This is a genomic window from Ensifer sp. LC11 (assembly GCF_001695835.1).
Taxonomy (GTDB): Bacteria; Pseudomonadota; Alphaproteobacteria; order Rhizobiales; family Rhizobiaceae; genus Ensifer.
The window spans coordinates 80263-99063 of the sequence record NZ_MBSO01000017.1 but is presented as its reverse complement, the minus strand read 5'-3'; the positions used below and the strand labels follow the sequence as shown (position 1 = coordinate 99063).

Annotated in this window: 18 protein-coding genes and 1 pseudogene; 14 read left to right on the top strand and 5 right to left on the bottom strand. The window is 63.3% G+C overall.

Annotation, left to right across the window (positions count from 1 at the left end):
• Nucleotides 1-107: pseudogene (locus tag BBX50_RS29905) on the top strand (IS630 family transposase); the annotation flags it as partial.
• A 143-nt stretch (nt 108-250) separates the two neighbouring features.
• Here BBX50_RS29905 and BBX50_RS14160 read toward each other — a convergent pair.
• A complete protein-coding gene (locus BBX50_RS14160) occupies nt 251-1057 on the bottom strand; it encodes a class II glutamine amidotransferase (protein WP_065775963.1) in 807 nt (268 codons plus the stop codon).
• 263 nt (nt 1058-1320) lie between these two features.
• Here BBX50_RS14160 and BBX50_RS14155 point away from each other — a divergent pair, with 263 nt between their 5' ends.
• From BBX50_RS14155 to BBX50_RS14125, 7 genes are all read left to right on the top strand, one after another.
• Nucleotides 1321-2448 (top strand): Gfo/Idh/MocA family oxidoreductase, encoded by a 1128-nt coding sequence (locus BBX50_RS14155; RefSeq protein ID WP_065775962.1) that lies wholly within the window; start codon nt 1321-1323, stop codon nt 2446-2448.
• Nucleotides 2449-2670: 222 nt separating this feature from the next.
• Nucleotides 2671-3525, top strand: coding sequence for a MurR/RpiR family transcriptional regulator (locus BBX50_RS14150; RefSeq protein ID WP_065775961.1), 855 nt, complete (start codon nt 2671-2673; stop codon nt 3523-3525).
• 123 nt (nt 3526-3648) lie between these two features.
• Entirely contained in the window at nt 3649-5586 is a 1938-nt protein-coding gene (gene iolC / locus BBX50_RS14145; RefSeq protein WP_065775960.1) for a 5-dehydro-2-deoxygluconokinase, read from the top strand.
• A 75-nt stretch (nt 5587-5661) separates the two neighbouring features.
• A complete protein-coding gene (gene iolD, locus BBX50_RS14140) occupies nt 5662-7515 on the top strand; it encodes a 3D-(3,5/4)-trihydroxycyclohexane-1,2-dione acylhydrolase (decyclizing) (protein WP_065775959.1) in 1854 nt (617 codons plus the stop codon).
• Nucleotides 7516-7838: 323 nt separating this feature from the next.
• Entirely contained in the window at nt 7839-8738 is a 900-nt protein-coding gene (iolE, locus tag BBX50_RS14135) for a myo-inosose-2 dehydratase (RefSeq protein ID WP_065775958.1), read from the top strand.
• A gap of 225 nt (nt 8739-8963) precedes the next feature.
• Nucleotides 8964-9764, top strand: coding sequence for a 5-deoxy-glucuronate isomerase (gene iolB / locus BBX50_RS14130; RefSeq protein WP_065775957.1), 801 nt, complete (start codon nt 8964-8966; stop codon nt 9762-9764).
• Between the two features lie 170 nt (nt 9765-9934).
• On the top strand, nt 9935-10354 hold the full coding sequence (locus BBX50_RS14125; protein ID WP_065775956.1) for a GFA family protein: 420 nt from the start codon (nt 9935-9937) through the stop codon (nt 10352-10354).
• Between the two features lie 120 nt (nt 10355-10474).
• Here BBX50_RS14125 and BBX50_RS14120 read toward each other — a convergent pair whose 3' ends face one another.
• Nucleotides 10475-11170 (bottom strand): DUF2268 domain-containing putative Zn-dependent protease, encoded by a 696-nt coding sequence (locus BBX50_RS14120; protein ID WP_161490873.1) that lies wholly within the window; start codon nt 11168-11170, stop codon nt 10475-10477.
• 204 nt (nt 11171-11374) lie between these two features.
• Between BBX50_RS14120 and BBX50_RS14115 the strand changes: the two genes are divergently transcribed.
• The 3 genes from BBX50_RS14115 (at nt 11375) to BBX50_RS14105 (ending at nt 13925) form a co-directional block, all read left to right on the top strand.
• On the top strand, nt 11375-12181 hold the full coding sequence (locus BBX50_RS14115) for an AraC family transcriptional regulator (RefSeq protein WP_065775955.1): 807 nt from the start codon (nt 11375-11377) through the stop codon (nt 12179-12181).
• Between the two features lie 86 nt (nt 12182-12267).
• Nucleotides 12268-13191 (top strand): DMT family transporter, encoded by a 924-nt coding sequence (locus BBX50_RS14110; protein ID WP_065775954.1) that lies wholly within the window; start codon nt 12268-12270, stop codon nt 13189-13191.
• Nucleotides 13192-13223: 32 nt separating this feature from the next.
• Complete coding sequence (locus BBX50_RS14105; RefSeq protein ID WP_065775972.1) at nt 13224-13925, top strand: phenylalanine--tRNA ligase beta subunit-related protein; 702 nt, start codon at nt 13224-13226, stop codon at nt 13923-13925.
• Nucleotides 13926-13999: 74 nt separating this feature from the next.
• Here BBX50_RS14105 and BBX50_RS14100 read toward each other — a convergent pair whose 3' ends face one another.
• Complete coding sequence (locus BBX50_RS14100; protein ID WP_065775953.1) at nt 14000-15583, bottom strand: peptide chain release factor 3; 1584 nt, start codon at nt 15581-15583, stop codon at nt 14000-14002.
• Nucleotides 15584-15674: 91 nt separating this feature from the next.
• On the opposite strand from BBX50_RS14100, the gene dut reads away from it, so the two are divergent.
• Nucleotides 15675-16148: a dUTP diphosphatase gene (dut, locus tag BBX50_RS14095; protein ID WP_065775952.1), complete on the top strand. Its 474-nt coding sequence runs from the start codon at nt 15675-15677 to the stop codon at nt 16146-16148.
• Nucleotides 16149-16254: 106 nt separating this feature from the next.
• On the opposite strand, the gene BBX50_RS14090 is transcribed toward dut, so the two are convergent.
• Nucleotides 16255-16692 (bottom strand): Lrp/AsnC family transcriptional regulator, encoded by a 438-nt coding sequence (locus tag BBX50_RS14090; protein ID WP_065775971.1) that lies wholly within the window; start codon nt 16690-16692, stop codon nt 16255-16257.
• A 131-nt stretch (nt 16693-16823) separates the two neighbouring features.
• Between BBX50_RS14090 and BBX50_RS14085 the strand changes: the two genes are divergently transcribed.
• Together BBX50_RS14085 and BBX50_RS14080 are read left to right on the top strand one after the other, a co-directional pair.
• Nucleotides 16824-17738, top strand: a complete 915-nt coding sequence (locus BBX50_RS14085; RefSeq protein ID WP_065775951.1) for a DMT family transporter — start codon at nt 16824-16826, stop codon at nt 17736-17738.
• Entirely contained in the window at nt 17735-18040 is a 306-nt protein-coding gene (locus BBX50_RS14080; protein ID WP_065775950.1) for an NIPSNAP family protein, read from the top strand. Before BBX50_RS14085 ends, BBX50_RS14080 begins: the two co-directional genes overlap by 4 nt.
• 70 nt (nt 18041-18110) lie before the next feature.
• Here BBX50_RS14080 and BBX50_RS14075 read toward each other — a convergent pair whose 3' ends face one another.
• Complete coding sequence (locus BBX50_RS14075; RefSeq protein ID WP_065775949.1) at nt 18111-18743, bottom strand: LysE family translocator; 633 nt, start codon at nt 18741-18743, stop codon at nt 18111-18113.
• Nucleotides 18744-18801: the final 58 nt, after the last annotated feature.

Sequence of the window (18801 nt, the reverse complement as noted above, 5' to 3'; positions counted from 1 at the left end):
CGATCGAAGACACCTGGCGACACATCGGCTCGCTCGTCGCAACCATCCAACCCGGCGAATGCAGCAATTACTTCGCAAACGCCGGCTACGCTTCCGTCAAAACATGAAACGCTCTAGAGAAATCGCGAATTGCGAAGGGGTGCTTTGCGGCCGAGCGAGCGCCACGGGGTCCTTCTCCCCGCCTGCAGGGAGAAGGTGGCGGCCACCGGATGAGGGGCTGACGCCAGCCGCTGAGGGTTCAGAAGACGCCTCACGCCAGGTGGCGAGACCTCACCGGAGCGCCCTTGGTCGAAAACAGCCGGACATCGACGCCGTTTTCGCCGACGATAACAGCGGTTCCGTCTGGGATTTCGACCCAGGCGCTATCGTCGTCGTTGAGCGGCTCGGAGACGAGGCAATAGCCGCCGCTCGGGCCCATCGGGGCTGCATAAAGCGTCGGCGCCTTCCAGTCGGAGGCATAGCGTACCGCGTAGAGATCGTGGCCGTCGGAAAAGGCAGCCGTGAAGCGCACCAGCACCTGGCGCTCCAGGTGTTCGGCAAGCTGCTCGATGAAGGCCAGCGCCTCGGCGATCGCGCCGAGCGGGTCGCGGTCGAGCCCGAATTGCATGGCAAGCAGGAACAGAAGCTCCGAATCGGTCGTGCCGGTACGGGCCGAATAGAGGTCGTTATCGAGCATGCTCTCCATCGGCCGGCGCAGATGCTCGAAATCGCCGATCTGGCCATTATGCATGAAGGACCAGCGACCGAAGACGAAGGGATGACAATTGTCGCGCCGGGTGCCGCCGCCGGTCGCCGCGCGCACATGGGCAAGAAAGAGCGGCGAGCGGATCTGCCTTGCGATGCTCTTGAGGTTGCAGTCAGACCAGGCGGGCAGGATATCGCGGTAGCGGCCGGGCTCGGGGTGATCGCCGTACCAGGCCACGCCGAAGCCATCGCCGTTGGTGGCGGTCTTCGCTCGCGTCGCGCAATGGGACTGTTCGATCAGCGAGTGCGCCGGGGAGGTCACCAGTTCCTCGAGATAGAGCGGCTCCCCGCGATAGGCTGCCCAGCGGCACATGCTGATTTCACTCCAGCTTCGCCCCGTTCAGCCCGAGGCGATTCGTTAACCATGACGAAGCGCGATGTTCCAACGAAACATGGTAAAAATGCGTTAACACATTCCCCCTTCGTCAGGTCGAGCCTAGCTGGAATCCACAGATCTGGCTGTTTCCCTTGGCACAAATCCGGCATCGCCGCCGCATTTCGAACAAATATTCCATATTGACAAATCATGCACAAAACATTTCATTTCGAGCCAATACGGCGACGGAGGAATTCAGCATGGGCAGCAAACGCAAACTCGGGATCGGCCTGATCGGCACAGGCTTCATGGGCAAGGCCCATGCGCTCGGCTTCACCATTGCGGCGCGCGTCTTTGACCTGCCCTTCGAGATCGACCTCGTTTCGGTCGCCGACGTCACCGGCGAGAGCGCTGAACGGGCTCGCGGCCGGCTCGGCTTTCGCAAGGCGACTGCCGACTGGCGCGAACTCCTGACGGACCCGGACATCGACATCATCGACATCACCACGCCGAACCTGCTGCACAAGGAGATGGCGCTGGCGGCGATCGCCCATGGCAAGCACGTCTATTGCGAGAAGCCGCTGGCGCCGACGGTTGCCGAGTGCCGCGAGATGGTCGAAGCCGCGGAAAAGGCCGGCGTCGTCACCCAGGTCGGCTTCAACTATCTCAAGAACCCGCTGATCTTCCTTGCCAAGGACATGATCGAAAGCGGCGAGATCGGCGAGATCCGCTCGATGCGCGGCATTCATGCGGAAGATTTCATGGCCGACGCCAGCGTTCCGTGGGGCTGGCGCCTGAACCCGGCCAGCGGCGGCGGCGCGCTCGCCGATATCGGCAGCCACATCATCGCCTCCATGCGCCACCTCGTCGGTCCGATCAAATCGGTGCTCGCAGAGACCGTCATCCAGATCCCGGAACGCCCGGTTGCCGCTGGCTCCAGCGAAACCCGCGCCGTCGAGGTCGACGACATCACCCGCGCATTCGTGCGCTTCGAAAGCGGCGCCACCGGCAGCTTCGAGGCCAGCTGGATCGCCACGGGCCGCAAGATGCAGCACGATTTCGAGATCTACGGCTCGAAGGGCAGCATCGTCTTTACCCAGGAGCGGCTGAACGAAATCCGTCTTTACAAGACCGGCGACGACATCCGCACGCGCGGCTTCCGCACCATCTGGGCGGGGCCGGAACATCCGCCCTATGGCGCCTTCTGTGTGGCGCCCGGTCACCAGATCGGCTTCAACGACTTAAAGGCGATCGAGGTCAAGGAGTTCCTCGACGCCATCGCCGGCGGCAAGTCGCCATCGACCGATTTCCGCGAAGGCTTTGAGGTGCAGAAGGTGCTTTCGGCCACCTATCAGTCTGCCAAGTCCAACGAGTGGGTCCATATCTAGCGCGGTCCCGACGGAGCCTCAGGAACCGCATTTCCGGACGCAAAACCGCTGCGCACTTTTGCTGGATATGCTGGCTATTTTTCAACGCATTTCCGGACGCAAAACCGCTGCGCACTTTTGCTGGATATGCTCCAAGAATAAAATGGAATGCCTGTTCTATCCCGTTCCCGATTATTCGATTAGGGTGAGGTCACAACGACAACTGAGGGAGATGAGCGAGACATGGCCATGCCGGAAACGACCACAGAGGTGCCGCAGGATTTCGAGGCGCTGAAGGCCGCCATTCTGGAACGCAAGGCGCAGCTGCCGAAACGGCTGCGCCAGGTAGCCGCCTACTCGCTCGACAATCCCGATGAGATCGCCTTCGGCACGGCGGCAAGCATCGCGACCTCCGCCGAGGTGCAGCCGTCGACGCTGGTGCGCTTTGCCCAGCATTTCGGCTTCGAGGGCTTTTCCAGCCTGCAGCAGATTTTTCGCGCGCGGCTGCGTGAGCGGACACCCGGCTATGAGGACCGGCTGAAGGCGCTGAGCGCCAACGACCACAGCAGGCTCGAAAGCGGCTCGATCTTCAACGGCTTCGTCGCCGCCGCCCATCGCTCGCTCGACAACATCGCCACCTCGGTCGACCCGGAGGCCTTCGAGCGCGCCGTCGATATCCTGGCCAAGGCCGACACGGTTTACCTGATCGCCAAGCGCCGCTCCTACCCGATCTCCAGCTACATGGCCTATGCGTTCGGCAAGCTGAAGGTGAAGTACCAGCTCGTCGGAACGGCCGCCGGCATCGACGACGACATGCTGGCGATGGCAACGAAGAACGACGCAGCCTTTGCCGTCAGCTTCTCGCCCTATGCGTCCGAAAGTGCGGCCCAAGCGCGGCTGCTCGCCGAGCGCAAGGTGCCGGTCGTGTCGCTGACGGATTCGGCCTTCTCGCCGCTCGCAGAGTCTTCGAAAGTCTGGTTCGAACTGGTCGAAGCCGACCATGCCGGCTTCCGCTCGCTGTCCGCCAGCATGGCCTTTGCCATGGCGCTGACCGTTGCCATTGCCGAGAAGCGCCAGCGGCTTGCCGAGGCCGAATAGGCAAACGGAACGAATAGAATGAAAATTCCATATTGACGAAACGTCGGAATTTATGTTTCATACCGCCATCACCCACAGTACGAAAATGGTCGGGCCCGCCAAGGTGTCCGCGGGGAGGAAGCAGTGAGCCAGAACGTTTCGGCACAGGGAGCAAAGCCGCTCGACCTGATCACCATCGGCCGGGCCTCGGTCGATCTCTACGGCCAGCAGATCGGCACGCGGCTTGAAGACGTTTCGAGTTTTGCCAAGTCGGTCGGCGGTTGCCCCTGCAACATCTCGGTCGGCACCGCCCGCCTCGGCCTGAAGTCGGCGCTCCTGACGCGCGTCGGCGACGAACAGATGGGCCGCTTCATCCGTGAGCAGCTCACCCGCGAAGGCGTCGAGACGCGTGGCATCGTCACCGATCCGGAGCGGTTGACGGCGCTCGCCATTCTCGCGGTCGAAAACGACAAGTCCTTCCCGCTGCTCTTCTACCGCGACAACTGCGCCGACAATGCGCTCTGCGAAGACGACGTTTCGGAAGAGTTCATCCGCTCGGCGCGCGCGATCCTCGTCTCCGGCACCCATTTCTCCAAGCCGAACACCGATGCCGCCCAGCGCAAGGCGATGCGCATCGCCAAGGAAAACGGCGCCAGGATCGTCTTCGACATCGACTACCGCCCGAACCTCTGGGGTCTGGCCGGCCATGACGCCGGCGAAAGCCGCTACATCGCCTCCGATCGGGTTTCGGCCCACCTGAAGACCGTTCTTGCCGACTGCGACCTGATCGTCGGCACCGAAGAGGAAGTGCTGATCGCGTCCGGCGAAAGCGACCTCTTGCAGGCGCTGAAGACGATCCGTTCGCTTTCCAAGGCGACGATCGTTCTGAAACGCGGGCCGATGGGCTGCATCGTCTATGACGGTCCGATCTCCGACAATCTCGAAGACGGCATCGTCGGCAAGGGCTTTCCGATCGAGGTCTACAACGTGCTTGGCGCCGGCGACGCCTTCATGTCCGGCTTTCTGCGTGGCTGGCTCAGGAACGAGCCGCACGCGACGTCTGCCACCTGGGCCAATGCCTGCGGCGCTTTTGCCGTCTCGCGCCTGCTCTGTGCGCCTGAAATCCCGACCTGGACGGAACTGCAGTTCTTCCTTGAGAACGGCAGCAAGGAGCGGGCGCTGCGCAAGGACGAGGCGATCAACCACGTCCACTGGGCGACCACCCGCCGCCGCGACATTCCGCTGCTGATGGCGCTCGCGATCGACCATCGCAGCCAGCTTGAAGACATCGCCGCCGGCGACCCGGCGCTGCTTGCCCGCATTCCCGCCTTCAAGGTGCTGGCCGTGAAGGCCGCCGCACAGGTCGCTGCCGGTCGCCCCGGCTTCGGCATGCTGATCGACGACAAATATGGCCGCGACGCGCTTTATGCCGCCGGCGCGCATCGCGATTTCTGGATCGGAAAGCCGATCGAGCTTCCAGGCTCCCGGCCGCTGCAGTTCGAATTCAGCCAGGATCTCGGCAGCTGGCTGATCGACTGGCCGGTCGACCATTGCATCAAGGTGCTCTCCTTCTACCACCCGGATGATCCGGCCGATCTCAAGGCGCAGCAGGTGGCAAAGCTCCGCTCGGCCTTCGAGGCAGCCCGCAAGGTCGGCCGCGAAATCCTGATCGAGATCATCGCCGGCAAGCACGGCAAGCTCGACGACCAGACCATTCCGCGCGCGCTCAACGAGCTCTACGATGCCGGTCTCAAGCCCGACTGGTGGAAGCTCGAGCCGCAGGCAAGCCGCGGCGCCTGGGCGGCGATCGACGCCGTCATCGAGACGCGCGATCCGCTCTGCCGCGGCGTGGTGCTCTTGGGCCTCGAAGCGCCCTATGAGCAGCTCAAGGACGGATTTGCAGCCGCCCGCACCTCTAAGACCGTCAAGGGCTTCGCCGTCGGCCGCACGATCTTCGCCGATGCCGGCAAGGCTTGGCTCGGCGGCACGATGAGCGACGAGCAGGCGATTACCGACATGGCCGGAAAATTTGGGGCGTTGGTGGATCTCTGGCTGCAACTGGGTGAAACGAAAGCGGCATAGGCTCGACGTTACCCGTCGGACAATGCGGCAAGCAGGGTGGAACCGGATCAATCCGCCACGAGGAGGAAACAGACAATGAGCCAGAAGACCGTGCGCCTGACCATGGCACAGGCCGTGGCGCGGTTCCTGACCCGCCAGATGACCGTCATCGACGGCAAGAAAGTGCCGATCTTCGGCGGCGTCTTCGCCATCTTCGGCCACGGCAACGTCGCCGGCATCGGCGAGGCGCTGCACGCGATCAAGGACACACTGCCGACCTACCGCGCCCAGAACGAACAGGGCATGGCGAATGCCGCGATCGCTTTTGCCAAGGCGAGCTTCCGCCGCCGCTTCATGGCCTGCACCACCTCGATCGGCCCCGGCGCGCTCAATATGGTGACCTCGGCGGCGCTGGCCCATGTCAACCGTCTGCCGGTGCTGTTCCTGCCCGGCGACGTCTTTGCCAATCGCCGACCCGATCCGGTGCTGCAGCAGGTCGAAGGTTTTGGCGACGGCACGATCTCGGCCAATGACTGCTTCCGTCCGGTGTCGCGCTACTTCGACCGCATCACCCGTCCCGAGCAGATCATCCCGGCGCTGCGCCGCGCCATGCAGGTGCTGACGGACCCGGCCGACTGCGGCCCGGTCACGCTGTCGCTCTGCCAGGATGTGCAGGCGGAAGCCTATGACTACCCGGAGAACTTCTTCGACGAGAAGGTCTGGGTGCCGCGCCGCATCGAGCCCGATCTCGACGAACTGGCAACCGCGATCGCGGCGCTGAAGCAAGCGAAGAAGCCGATCATCATCGCCGGTGGCGGCGTGCTCTATTCGGAAGCAACCAAGGAGCTCGGTGATTTCGCCGAACGGCACGGTATCCCCGTCGTCGAGACCCAGGCCGGCAAGTCGGCGCTGCCGCACTCCCATTCGCTCAACATGGGCTCGGTCGGCGTTACCGGAACCTCCGCCTCCAATGCGCTTGCGGAGGAGGCCGATGTGGTTCTCGCGGTCGGCTCACGGCTGCAGGACTTCACCACCGGCTCCTGGGCGCTCTTCAAGAACGACGACCTGAAGATCATCGGCCTCAACGTGCAGCCCTTCGATGCCGGCAAGCACAACGGCCTGCCGCTGATTGCCGACGCGCGCGCCGGCCTCAACCGCATCTCCGGCGGGCTCGGCAGCCACAAGGCCGATCCGAGCTGGACCACCAAGGCGAAGGCCGGCAAGGCCAAGTGGCTCGCCGCTGCCGACAAGGCGACGGCCACCACCAATGCCCCGCTTCCCTCCGATGCCCAGGTGATCGGCGCCGTCCAGCGCGCCCGCGGCGGCAAGAACACGACGCTTGTCTGCGCCGCCGGCGGTCTGCCCGGTGAACTGCACAAGCTCTGGCAGGCGGAAGAGCCCGGCGGCTATCATATGGAATACGGCTTCTCGACCATGGGCTACGAAGTGGCCGGCGGCCTCGGCGTCAAGCTCGCGAAACCAGAGAGCGATGTCATCGTCATGGTCGGCGACGGCAGCTACATGATGCTGAACTCGGAGATCGCCTCCTCGATCATGCTCGGCGCCAAGTTCACCATCGTGCTGCTCGACAATGCTGGCTACGGCTGCATCAACCGGCTGCAGATGGGCACCGGCGGCGCCAACTTCAACAATCTCCTGAAGGACACCCACCACGTCGAGCTGCCACAGATCGACTTTGCGGCCCACGCCGGCGCGATGGGTGCAGTCACCCGCAAGGTCGGCTCGATCTCCGAGCTCGAGGCAGCACTCAAGGAGACTGCGAGCGAGCCGCGCACGACCGTCATCGTCATCGACACCGACCCGCTGATCACCACTGATGAGGGCGGCCACTGGTGGGATGTGGCCGTGCCCGAGGTTTCGGACCGTAAGCAGGTGAACGACGCGCGTGAGGGCTACGAGAAGGCTCTCATCGCCCAGCGCTTCGGATGATCGAGAACACAGCGCTCGCGTTTTCTGCGCGGGCGCTCTTGCCTGTTGCGACTTCCGGACGAAGCGCACCGAACGGCCCTCCTCGAGTTAAACCCGAGGACTAACCCTCTCCCCGCTAGCGGGGAGAGGGGACTGCGGAGAGCACGGCGCTTCCCTCCCCCCAAGAGGAAAGGAGGTGCAGAGGGCACGGCATTTCCCTTCTCCCCGTACGCGGGGAGAAGGTGGCGGCAGCCGGATGAGGGGCCATTGCCCCCTCCTTCCGCGCCAAAGAGACAACACGAACGATCCGCCTGCGCGGACAATGCTATAGGAAACGACAGACCATGATCCGCTACGGAACCAACCCGATCGCCTGGAGCAACGACGACGATCATTCGATCGGGGCGCATCTGACGCTCGAGGACTGCCTCAGCGATTGCCAGAAGATCGGCTTCGACGGCATCGAGAAGGGTCACAAGATGCCAACCGACCCGGAGGCGCTGAAGCAGAAGCTCGCCTCCTACGATCTCGTCTTCGTGTCCGGCTGGCACTCGACCAACCTGCTCACCCATGACGTCGAGGCCGAGAAGAAGGCGATCCAGCCGCATCTCGACCTGCTGAAGCACAATGGCTGCAAGGTGGCGATCGTCTGCGAAACTTCGAACGCCATCCATGGTGACGACACCAAGTCGGTCACGGGCGACAAGCCGGTGCTGCCGGCCGATCAGTGGAAGAAGTTTGGCGCCGACCTCGAAGCGATCGCTGAGTATTGCGCCGACCAGGGCATCGACCTCGTCTACCATCACCACATGGGCACGATCGTCCAGACCGGCGAGGAGATCGACCTTCTGATGCAGAATACCGGCCCGGCGACCAAGCTGCTGCTCGACACGGGCCACGCCTGGTTCGGTGGCTCCGATCCGGCCGAAGTGGCGAATAAATACATGCACCGTGTGCGCCACATCCATTGCAAGAACGTACGCACCGCGGTGCGCAAGGTCGTTGAGGGCGAAGGCCTCTCCTTCCTCGAAGGCGTGCGCCGTGGCGTCTTCACCGTTCCCGGCGACAGCGAGGGCGGTGTCGATTTCCTCCCCGTGCTGAAAATCGCCGCCGAGCACAATTATTCCGGATGGCTGGTGATCGAGGCGGAACAGGATTCGGCCGTGCGCAACCCGTTCGAATACCAGTCGCTCGGACTGAAATCGCTGAAGGCCTTCGCCAAGGAAGCCGGGCTCGACAAGTAAGCATGCGCTTTCGGTCGCCGGGTTTCGCGGGATTACCCCTTATCCGGCTGCCGCCGCCTTCTCCCCGCAGGCGGGGAGAAGGCATATGCTGCAACCGCGCGAACTTCTCAGTAGCGGTGATAGTGCGCAAACGGTGTTCCCTCTCCCCGCGTGCGGGCAGAGGGTTAGGGTGAGGGGCAAGCCGCAGGTTCGGCGGGCCCCAGGAAAAGAGTTAGGGAGATCGACATGTCCAAGCTGCTCGTCAAACCGAAGGCCAAATCAGGCCTGATGCAAAACGTGACGCCGGAGAGCGCCGGTTGGACCTATGTCGGTTTCGCGCTTGAGCGACTGAAGGCCGGCGAGACGACCGAAGGGGAAACCGGCGACAAGGAAATCTGCCTGGTGCTGGTTTCCGGCAAGGCGAAGGTGTCCGTCGATGGCGAGGCATTCGGCGAACTCGGTGAGCGCATGACGCCATTCGAGGGCCAGCCCTATGCCGTCTATGTGCCGAAGGGCAGCCACTGGCAGGCAACCGCAACCTCCGACCTCGATCTCGCCATCTGCTCGGCGCCGGGCGGCGACGGCTTCAAGGCGAAGGTCATCCCGCCGGGTACCCATCCGCAAATGACCCGCGGCAAGGGCACCAACACCCGCTATGTCACCAACATCATGCCGGAAGACGACGGCTCGGCGCAGTCGCTGCTCGTCGTCGAGGTGATCACACCTGGCGGCCACACCTCCTCCTACCCGCCACATAAGCACGACCAGGACGACCTGCCGGCCGAGAGCTATCTGGAAGAAACCTACTACCACCGGATCAACCCGCCGCAGGGCTTTGCCATGCAGCGCGTCTACACTGACGACCGCTCGCTCGACGAGACCATGGCGGTCGAGGACGGCGACGTGGCACTGGTGCCGAGGGGCTATCACCCGGTTGCTGCCGTGCACGGCTACGATGTCTATTATCTCAACGTCATGGCCGGACCGAAGCGCGTCTGGAAGTTCCACAACGCCCGCGAACACGAGTGGCTGTTCACCGGCGTGTAAGCTTCCGCTTACGTACCGGAGTGCGTTCCGCGCCTTGCTCCCAATCGCCGCAACCTGCGGCGGTTGTCTGCGGCGACAGTCTCACCTGAGCCGTCCCGAAGGCGCATGTAGCGAGCCGCATACACTTTTCCCGTTCCCGCGCTAGCTTCTCCCCTTTCAGGGAGGTCTCCATGCACATCGATGGGCAATGCCACTGCGGTTTCGTGACCTATGAAGCGGAGATCGATCCAGCCGACGTCGCGATCTGCCACTGCACCGATTGCCAGCAACTGACGGGATCTGCCTATCGCGTGACGGCCGGCACGGCGCGCGAGAATTTTCGGCTGACCGGCGGCGAACCGAAGCTCTATGTGAAGGTCGGCGCCAACGGCCGGCAGCGGCTGCAGTTCTTCTGCCCCAACTGCGGCTCGCCGATCTATACGACCGGTACGGACGAGGATGCCGAAGAGGTTGGCATCCGCGTCGGGACGATCAACCAGCGCCGGGAGCTGAGACCCCGGTCGCAGATCTGGTGTTCCTCGGCCCTGCCCTGGATCGGCGATGTCAGGAAATTGCCGGGGCGCGACCGCGACGAAGCTCCCTATGCCTAGAGAATGCCGCTCTCAAGTGGATTCACGTGAGGCGGAAAGATGCTCTAAAATCAAAGTGCTAGCGCGTCCTTGCTGCGTTCATATGAACGCACGGCGCTCTCGACGATCGCGGTCGTGCCATCACGCCGCAGCAAGCAGGCGCTCCTTCAGCGACGCCCAGGCTTCGTCGATCACGAGGGTTGCCGGCGTTGCCGTCATCTGCGACGGGCGGGCGTCTGGATTAGCCGCAAGATAGGTTCTCACCAGATGATAGCCGATCGTGTAGCCGGCCCAACGCGGTAACGCACGATCGCTGCCGTAGAACCAGCCGGCATGATCATAGGTCTCTGCCCAAAGTTCACGCTCGGCCCGCTCCAGCACCCCAGCCCAATCGCTTCCAGCAATTGCGTGGTTCCACGGGTGGCCGTTGCCACCGTTGATTTCGTCGTCGAAGGCGTCCGCAAGTCCTTCCGTGACCAGAGCCTCTCCGAGCCTGGAACCGTAGCCGCAGGTGGCGTGGCGAAAGGAATGATGCAGTTCATGCGTCAGCAATTTCTGCACCTCTCCGGCGGCAAGACTGGCTTCGAAATTGTCGTTGCCAGGGTCGAGCGTGAAAAAGACCAGCGCCCTGCGATAGCAGGCGCCTGCGATACCGAGTTCGGGGATCGTCTCGCCCGGCCGATACTCGACGAGCACATCGATCGGAGCTACGCTGTCTGCGGCAGAAACCGACGCACCGACGCGCTCGGCAGTCTCCCGCACCGCCTCCAGCATCTGTTCACGCCACGGCGCCAGAGACCCGTCCGCCTCGAGGAAGTGAACACGCAGATCCAGCATTTCGACCATCTCCCATTGTCGGCGTCGCCTGGCATCGCAACGTAAACCTGCGGCTGGTGATTGCAACGCCGGAGCAATGAAAGTTTCACGTGCGGGTCCCAATGTCCGCGGCACCACCACGGCGCCCGCTCAAGCCGGCAGCACGATGACCATGGCCCGATGCGTCGCGGCAGTGTACAAGACAAGCTGGAGGATCAGGCGCGGATGGCAAAAGGTCAATTCAGGATGCTGCGCAGCGCGGCCGCGGGCATCGACGCGGTCGAGGCGGAAACGCGCCATTCCTTCGCCCGCCACACCCACGATCAATTCGGCATCGGCCTCATTTACCGGGGAGCACAGAAATCGCTCAGCGGCCGAGGCATGGTCGAGGCTGGGGCCGGCGACATGATCACGGTCAATCCCGGCGAGGTGCATGACGGCGCGCCAATCGGCGACACCGGCCGCGCCTGGCGCATGCTCTACCTCGATCCCTCCGTGATCTCAGCTGCCGCCGAAGACATCAGCCAGGGGCGCTCGACAGCCGCTGAGTTTACCGCGCCAGCATTCCACGATGCGGAAGCGGCAAACCAGTTCCGTGCACTCTTCGCGGCGATCACCGCCACCACGACACCGGACGAAGCGATCCGCCGGGAAGAGCGGCTCCTGACGCTGCTCGGTAGCCTGCTCGCCACCGGCAAGGCGCAGCGATCCGAAAGCCCGGCGGCCGTCGCTTCGGCAAAGACCATGATCGACGACGACCCGACGGCCGCGATCACGTTGGCCGATCTCGCCGCCGAGGCGAAGCTCAGCCGCTTCCAGCTGGTGCGCAACTTCGCGAGAGACGTCGGCTTGACGCCGCATGCCTATATCGTCCAGCGCCGCATCGACCTTGCCCGCGACCTGATCGGCAAGGGCACCCCGCTCGCAGAAGCGGCAATCGCTGCAGGCTTTGCCGACCAGAGCCACATGACGCGTGTGTTCGTCAGCAAGTACGGTCTTTCGCCCGGCGCCTATTCCAACGCGAGCAAGTAGCACCCGCAATTCCGTTCAAGACCCGCGTTCTCCTCCGGCGCATTGCTGGCGTCCGCTTACAGGCGCAGCATTCCAAAGAGGACGACATGTCGGAAAAGTTTCGAGGCTATCTCTATCTGTCGCTGGCGATGATCCTGGTCGGCAGCACGGTGATTGCCAGCAAGATCATCGCCACAGGCCTGCCGCCGTTTTCGGCCACAGCCCTGCGGTTTGCCATCGCCTTCCCACTCTTCCTGCTGCTGATGCAGCTGACGAAGGCGACATGGCCGAAACTCGAGCGACGGGACTGGTTGATTCTCATCGCACAGGCGGGCGCCGGTAGCGTCGGCTACACAACATTGCTGATTGCCGGCCTGAGCCTGACGTCGGCGACAGACGCCGCGGTGGTGATCGGCACCTTGCCGGTCGCCTCCGCCGCGATTGCCATCCTGCTTCTCGGCGAACGCCCTGACCGGCGGTTGCTTGCGGCGATCGCGCTTGCCGCCTTCGGCGTGCTCACCATCGTCTTCAAGCCCGGCGATGGCGCGGCCCATTCTCCGCTCGGCATCGCTTTGATCTTCGGCGCCGTTGTCTGCGAGAGCCTGTTCATCCTGATCAATAAGCGGGTGAAGGCCGAGATTACCCCGCTTGCCCTCTCGACGCTGATGGCGGGCCTCGGCTTTGCCGTCGCCCTCGTCCCTGCTCTTTTCGAGGCGCCGTGGAACACGCCGCTTGAAATGAACGCGATTGGCGCCGTTCTTTACTACGCCCTGATCCCGACGGTCGCTGGCTTCCTGCTCTGGTATGCCGGAGCGGCGCGCGTAAGCGGCACGGAGGCTTCGGTCTTCACGGCGCTGGCGCCGGTTTCTGCGGTCGCCTTCGCCTTCCTGCTGCTTGGCGAGCCGGTCGGGACGTATCAGATTGCGGGCATCGGCTGTGTACTTGTCGCTGTTCTTGGGTTGAGCCTGCCCCAGATCCGCGCAAGCCGGAAAACCGCAAGCGCCATTGCGCACCGGGCACGGAAGGCATGAGTATCATGGACCAACCGGAAGAGAGGATTTCCATGCATTTCCAGCACACGGACGATATCTGGCGCGACTTCCAGGAACTCAGCGCCGGAGCGCTCGTCATCGACCGCGTGCGCAGCGACGTATCGGTCCATGAAGCGGTCCTGTGGTTTCAGGCGACCGCAACCGATCGCCTCGGCACCGGCTCTGAAAGCGATCTGCCGGAGATCCAGGCCTGGCGCCGAACCTTCGCGAAGATGGGGCTGAAGCCAACGCAATACCGCTCGGCCTCCGAGGCGCTGTTGCGACGCTTTCGGAAGGAGGGCGACCTGCCTTCGATCCATCCGCTGATCGATCTCTGCAATGCCGCCTCGCTCGCCTTCGCGATCCCGATTGCGGTCTTCGATTTGGCACAGGTTGCCGGCCATCTGCATGTGCGCCGCGCGCTTGGCGCCGCCGAGACCTATCTGACCTTCGCAGGCGAAACAGAAAATCCGGAGCCCGGCGAGGTGATCTTCGCCGACGCCGAGGGGCGGGCGCATGCCCGGCGCTGGACCAACCGGCAGAGCGGCCTTTCGGCGATTAGACCGGAGACGTCACGCGCGCTGATCGTCGCCGAAGCGCTGCATGAGACGGCGCGGGCGGATATCGAGCGCTTGATTGCCGCCCTTTCGCACGCGATCGAGGCGACCTGGGGCGTTCGCCCGAGCATGGCGATGCTCGACCGTTCGTCGCCGCGTTTCGATTTTTGGGTCTAGGGACGTCGTTTCGACGGCGTCACGCGCCGGAATGCCGGCCGATGCCTCGGGCACCGGCCGGAACAGGAAACCGATCAGGCCGCCTTGGCGACGTGGTATTCCTTGATCGCGACCATCTTGATCGCCGGATAGCGTTCCGCTTCGTAGCGCAGAGAGAAGCTGTCTTGCGCCAGAAACACCGGATCGCCGTCGAGATCGCGGGCGATATCGCCGCGGCGGGCCGTGACGAACTTGTCGAGTTCGGCCGGCTGATCGGCCGAAATCCAGCGGCAGACGGAGAAACGCGACATTTCGAAGGAAACCGGCAGGCCGTATTCGGCGCTGAGGCGCTCCTTCAAGACGTCGAGCTGCAGCGCGCCGACGACGCCGACGATCGCCGGTGAGCCGTCTTCGGGCGAGAAGAGCTGCACGACGCCCTCTTCGGCCATCTGCTGCAGGGCTTCCTTGAGCTTCTTCGCCTTCATCGCGTCTTCCAGCCGCACGCGGCGCAGGATTTCCGGCGAGAAGTTCGGCACGCCCTGGAACACCAGTGGCTCGCCCTCGGTCAGCGTGTCGCCGATCCGGAGCGTACCGTGGTTGGGGATACCGACGACGTCGCCAGCATAGGCCGTGTCGGCAAGCTGGCGCTGCGAGGCGAAGAAGAACTGCGGGGCGCTGAGGCCCAGCTGCTTGCCGGTGCGCGACAGGCGCGCCTTCATGCCGCGCTCGAGCTTGCCCGAGCAGACGCGGGCAAAGGCGATGCGGTCACGGTGGTTCGGGTCCATATTCGCCTGGATCTTGAAGACGAAGGCCGTCATCTTGTCGTCGGTGGCGTGCACCGTGCGGATATCAGCCACCTGGTCGCGCGGCGGCGGGGCAATGTCGCCGAGCGCGTTGATGAGGTCGCGCACACCGAAGTTGCGCAGCGCCGAGCCGAAGAACACCGGGGTCAGATGGCCTTCGAGGAAGGCTTTCTTGTCGAAGGGCTTGCAGGCCTCGATCGCCAGCATCAGTTCTTCGGTGAAGGCGTCGCGCTCGTTTTCCGGCAGGCGATGGGACGCCATTTCCGGACCGTTGACCTTGGTCGGGATTTCCTGCGTATCCGAGCCACGCACGGTGTTGTCGGCGAGGTTATAGGAGCCGCAAAAGGTCTTGGAGCGACCGATCGGCCAGGTGACCGGCGCGCAGTCGAGCGCCAGCTTTTCCTCGACCTCGTCCAGGATCTCGAAGGGATCGCGGCTCTCGCGGTCCATCTTGTTGACGAAGGTGATGATCGGGATATCGCGCATGCGGCAGACTTCGAAGAGCTTGAGCGTGCGCGGCTCGATACCCTTGGCCGCGTCGATGACCATGACTGCGGCATCGACAGCCGTCAGCGTGCGGTAGGTGTCGTCGGCGAAGTCTTCGTGACCGGGCGTATCGAGAATATTGAAGACGTTGCCGTGGTATTCGAAGGTCATCACCGAGGTGACGACCGAGATGCCGCGCTCGCGCTCGATCTTCATCCAGTCCGAACGGGTCTGGATACGATCCTTCTTGGCCTTGACTTCGCCGGCAAGCTGGATCGCACCGCCGAACAGCAGCAGCTTTTCGGTGAGCGTCGTTTTACCAGCATCCGGGTGGGCGATAATCGCAAATGTGCGGCGGCGGGAGACCGCCTCGGCAAGAGTTTCAGCCATGTCGTAGAATCCTGTGAGTTGCCGCGTCCTTTACAGGCTTGGCCCCGATTATGCAATTGACCGGGACGCCCACCGCCCGGCTTATGCGGTCATGAGCACGCACATTTCCGATTCCCGCCCGCCCCTCGACCTCGTTCGCCTGCCGCATGGCGAGGGCCTGGAGCTGCCCGCCTACGAGACATCCGGTGCGGCTGGCATGGATCTGCGCGCGGCCGTCGCGGCCGATCGGCCAATGATGCTGACCCCGGGCAAGCGGGCGCTGGTGCCGACCGGCTTCGTCTTCGAAGTCCCGGCCGGCTACGAAGCCCAGATCCGGCCGCGTTCAGGCCTCGCCTTCAAGCACGGCATCACCTGCCTCAACACACCCGGAACGATCGACAGCGACTATCGCGGCGAAGTGAAGGTGCTGCTCGTCAATCTCGGCGACGAGGACTTCATCATCGAGCGCGGCATGCGCATTGCCCAGATGGTGATCGCACCCGTCACCCAGGTTGCGGTGCGCGAGAGCGACAAGGCCAGCGAGACGGCACGCGGCTCCGGCGGCTTCGGCTCAACCGGGGTTTGATCCGCGCAACTCCAGACGGAAAGCCGTTTCACACTTTTCCTGGAATTGCTTTCCTCTGCGCAATTCCGGACGGAAAACCGTTTCACACTTTTCCTGGAATTGCTTGCTAGACCAACGGCGGCAGACGGCGCTTCACCGGCGACGACTTCACGATGGAGGTGTTGGTCTGCGCCTTCTCGGCGATCCGGTCGAGGATCGTGTCCAGCTGCGCCATGTCGCGTACGAAGAGCTTGGCGATGAAACAATCGTCGCCGGTCACCTTGTCGCATTCGACGATCTCGGGTGTGTCCTGGATCAGCCGCTCGACTGTGTGCAGCATGCCCGGCATCGGACGCACGCGGATGACCGCCTGCAGGGGATAGCCAACCTTCGCGGGATTGAGGGCGATGGTGAAGCCATCGAGAACGCCGCGCTCTTCCAGCTTGCGGAGACGATCCGCAGCGCTCGGCGAAGACAGTCCCGCCTCCTGCGCCAGCTCCTTCAACGACACCCGCGCATTGGCTGCCAGGATATCGAGGATTCGTCGGTCAATCTCGTCCAGCATCTCAACACCATAAGCCATAGCAACAAACAGAACTTCGATAATTAGGCAATCTAACACAATTGCCTTCGTTCATCCATGGGAAAGGCCGCGTGCACCGGCTATTCTCCAATCATCAAGATGGAGCAGTGACCATGAACAACGAACTCAAGCGTGGCAGCATCGAGATGACGGCAGCGATGCTGATCTCCGGAACCATCGGCTGGTTCGTGCTGATGTCCGGCCTGCCGGTGACGAGCGTGGTGTTCTGGCGCTGTGTGTTCGGCGCCATGACGCTCGTCGGCATCGCCTGGTATCTCGGCCTCTTCGACCGTCGGCATTTCAGCCGGCGGATGCTGCTGCTGTCGGTCGTCGGCGGCATCGCGATCGTCGTCAACTGGCTGCTGCTGTTTGCCGCCTATTCCCACGCGTCGATCTCGATCGCGACCATGGTCTACAATACCCAGCCTTTCATGTTGCTGGGGCTTGGCGCCTTGTTTCTCGGTGAAAAGATCACGGCAACGAAAATCTTCTGGCTATCGGTTTCCTTCGCCGGCATGCTGGCGATCGTCGCGGCCAAGCCCGGCCAAGGCTTTGCGCCCGAGAGCTATCTGATCGGCATTGTGCTTTCGGTCGGGGCCGCCTTTTTCTATGCCATCGCAGCGATCGCGACGAAGCTGCTCAAGGGCACGCCGCCGCATCTGATCGCACTGATCCAGGTGATCACCGGAACCCTGATGCTGGCGCCGATGGCCTTCACTGGCCCCGCACCGTCAGGAGCCGCGCAATGGTCGATCCTCCTCACGGTCGGCGTGATCCATACCGGGCTGATGTATGTGCTGCTCTATGGGGCAATCCAGCGGCTGCCGACGCACATGACCGGGGCGCTCTCCTTCGTCTACCCGATCGCCGCCATCGTCGTCGACCGGATTGCCTTTGGCCATCAGCTGCAGCCGGTCCAGATCCTCGGCTCCGTCGCGATCCTCTTTGCCGCCGCCGGCATGAATCTCGGCTGGAAACTTCGCCTGCCCTCTTCTATCAAGCGGGAGCGCGAAGGGAGAACCGCATGATCACCTGCTATCTGAAATACGTCATCGACCCCTACAAGGCCGCCGAGTTCGAACACTACGCCAAGCTCTGGATTCCGCTCGTCAACCGCCTCGGCGGCACGCACCACGGCTACTTCCTGCCGCATGAGGGGGCCAACAACATTGCGCTGGCGCTCTTCAGCTTCCCGAGCCTTGCCGCCTACGAGGCCTATCGCCAGGAAATGGCGCAGGACCCGGAATGCCAGGAAGCCTTCGCCTACGCCGAAAAGACCCGTTGCATCGTCCGCTATGAGCGCAGCTTCATGCGGCCGCTGTTCGAGTGAGCCATTTCGGGAAACCTGTGAAGCGGTTTTGCGTCCGGATTTGCGGCATCCTAGAGAGCGGAAGCGCCGGTTAGCGCCGCGCTTCCGACGCCATGCTCAGCGCGAAGCCGAACAAGGCCGTGCCCATGGCCCAGCGCTGGACGACCATGAACAATGGCCGCCCGGCGAGAAAGGCCGCAATGCCGCTGGCGGCAAGGGCGATCATCGCGTTGACGGTAACGCTGGTCACGATCTGTATCGAGCCGAAGACCAGCGACTGGCCGAGCACGTTGCCAAGTTCCGGACGAATGAACTGCGGCAGCAGCGAAAGATAGAGAACCGCCACCTTGGGATTGAGCAGGCTGGTGAGAAACCCCATGACGAAGAGCTTCTTCGGGCCATCTTTCGGCAAGTGCTTGACCTGAAAAGGCGAGCGACCACCGGGCCGGACCGCCTGCCAGGCAAGATAAAGAAGATAGCCGGCTCCGGCGAGCCTGAGCACGTCATAGGCAAAGGGCACCGCGAGAAGCAGCGCGGTGATGCCGAGCGCTGCCGAGACCATGTAGACGACGAAACCGAGCGCCACGCCGCCGAGCGAGATCAAGCCCGCCGCCGGCCCCTGGCTGATCGAGCGCGAGATCAGGTAGATCATGTTCGGGCCCGGCGTCAGCACCATGCCGAGTGCCAGGAGGGCAAAGCCGATGAGGTCTTTCAATTCGGGCATGAGAGGGCGCCTTTTGCTCGTCTCAACAAGCTCTAACCATCCAGAAGCGCTGGACAAT

Coding starts and splice junctions, on each gene's coding strand:
- BBX50_RS14120 (WP_161490873.1), bottom strand. CDS start 11,170: ATGCTGGATCTGCGTGTTCACTTCCTCGAGGCGGACGGGTCTCTGGCG.
- BBX50_RS14150 (WP_065775961.1), top strand. CDS start 2,671: ATGGCCATGCCGGAAACGACCACAGAGGTGCCGCAGGATTTCGAGGCG.
- BBX50_RS14125 (WP_065775956.1), top strand. CDS start 9,935: ATGCACATCGATGGGCAATGCCACTGCGGTTTCGTGACCTATGAAGCG.
- BBX50_RS14155 (WP_065775962.1), top strand. CDS start 1,321: ATGGGCAGCAAACGCAAACTCGGGATCGGCCTGATCGGCACAGGCTTC.
- BBX50_RS14110 (WP_065775954.1), top strand. CDS start 12,268: ATGTCGGAAAAGTTTCGAGGCTATCTCTATCTGTCGCTGGCGATGATC.
- iolE (WP_065775958.1), top strand. CDS start 7,839: ATGATCCGCTACGGAACCAACCCGATCGCCTGGAGCAACGACGACGAT.
- BBX50_RS14160 (WP_065775963.1), bottom strand. CDS start 1,057: ATGTGCCGCTGGGCAGCCTATCGCGGGGAGCCGCTCTATCTCGAGGAA.
- BBX50_RS14080 (WP_065775950.1), top strand. CDS start 17,735: ATGATCACCTGCTATCTGAAATACGTCATCGACCCCTACAAGGCCGCC.
- BBX50_RS14115 (WP_065775955.1), top strand. CDS start 11,375: ATGGCAAAAGGTCAATTCAGGATGCTGCGCAGCGCGGCCGCGGGCATC.
- BBX50_RS14085 (WP_065775951.1), top strand. CDS start 16,824: ATGAACAACGAACTCAAGCGTGGCAGCATCGAGATGACGGCAGCGATG.
- BBX50_RS14075 (WP_065775949.1), bottom strand. CDS start 18,743: ATGCCCGAATTGAAAGACCTCATCGGCTTTGCCCTCCTGGCACTCGGC.
- BBX50_RS14090 (WP_065775971.1), bottom strand. CDS start 16,692: ATGCTGGACGAGATTGACCGACGAATCCTCGATATCCTGGCAGCCAAT.
- iolD (WP_065775959.1), top strand. CDS start 5,662: ATGAGCCAGAAGACCGTGCGCCTGACCATGGCACAGGCCGTGGCGCGG.
- BBX50_RS14105 (WP_065775972.1), top strand. CDS start 13,224: ATGCATTTCCAGCACACGGACGATATCTGGCGCGACTTCCAGGAACTC.
- dut (WP_065775952.1), top strand. CDS start 15,675: ATGAGCACGCACATTTCCGATTCCCGCCCGCCCCTCGACCTCGTTCGC.
- BBX50_RS14100 (WP_065775953.1), bottom strand. CDS start 15,583: ATGGCTGAAACTCTTGCCGAGGCGGTCTCCCGCCGCCGCACATTTGCG.
- iolB (WP_065775957.1), top strand. CDS start 8,964: ATGTCCAAGCTGCTCGTCAAACCGAAGGCCAAATCAGGCCTGATGCAA.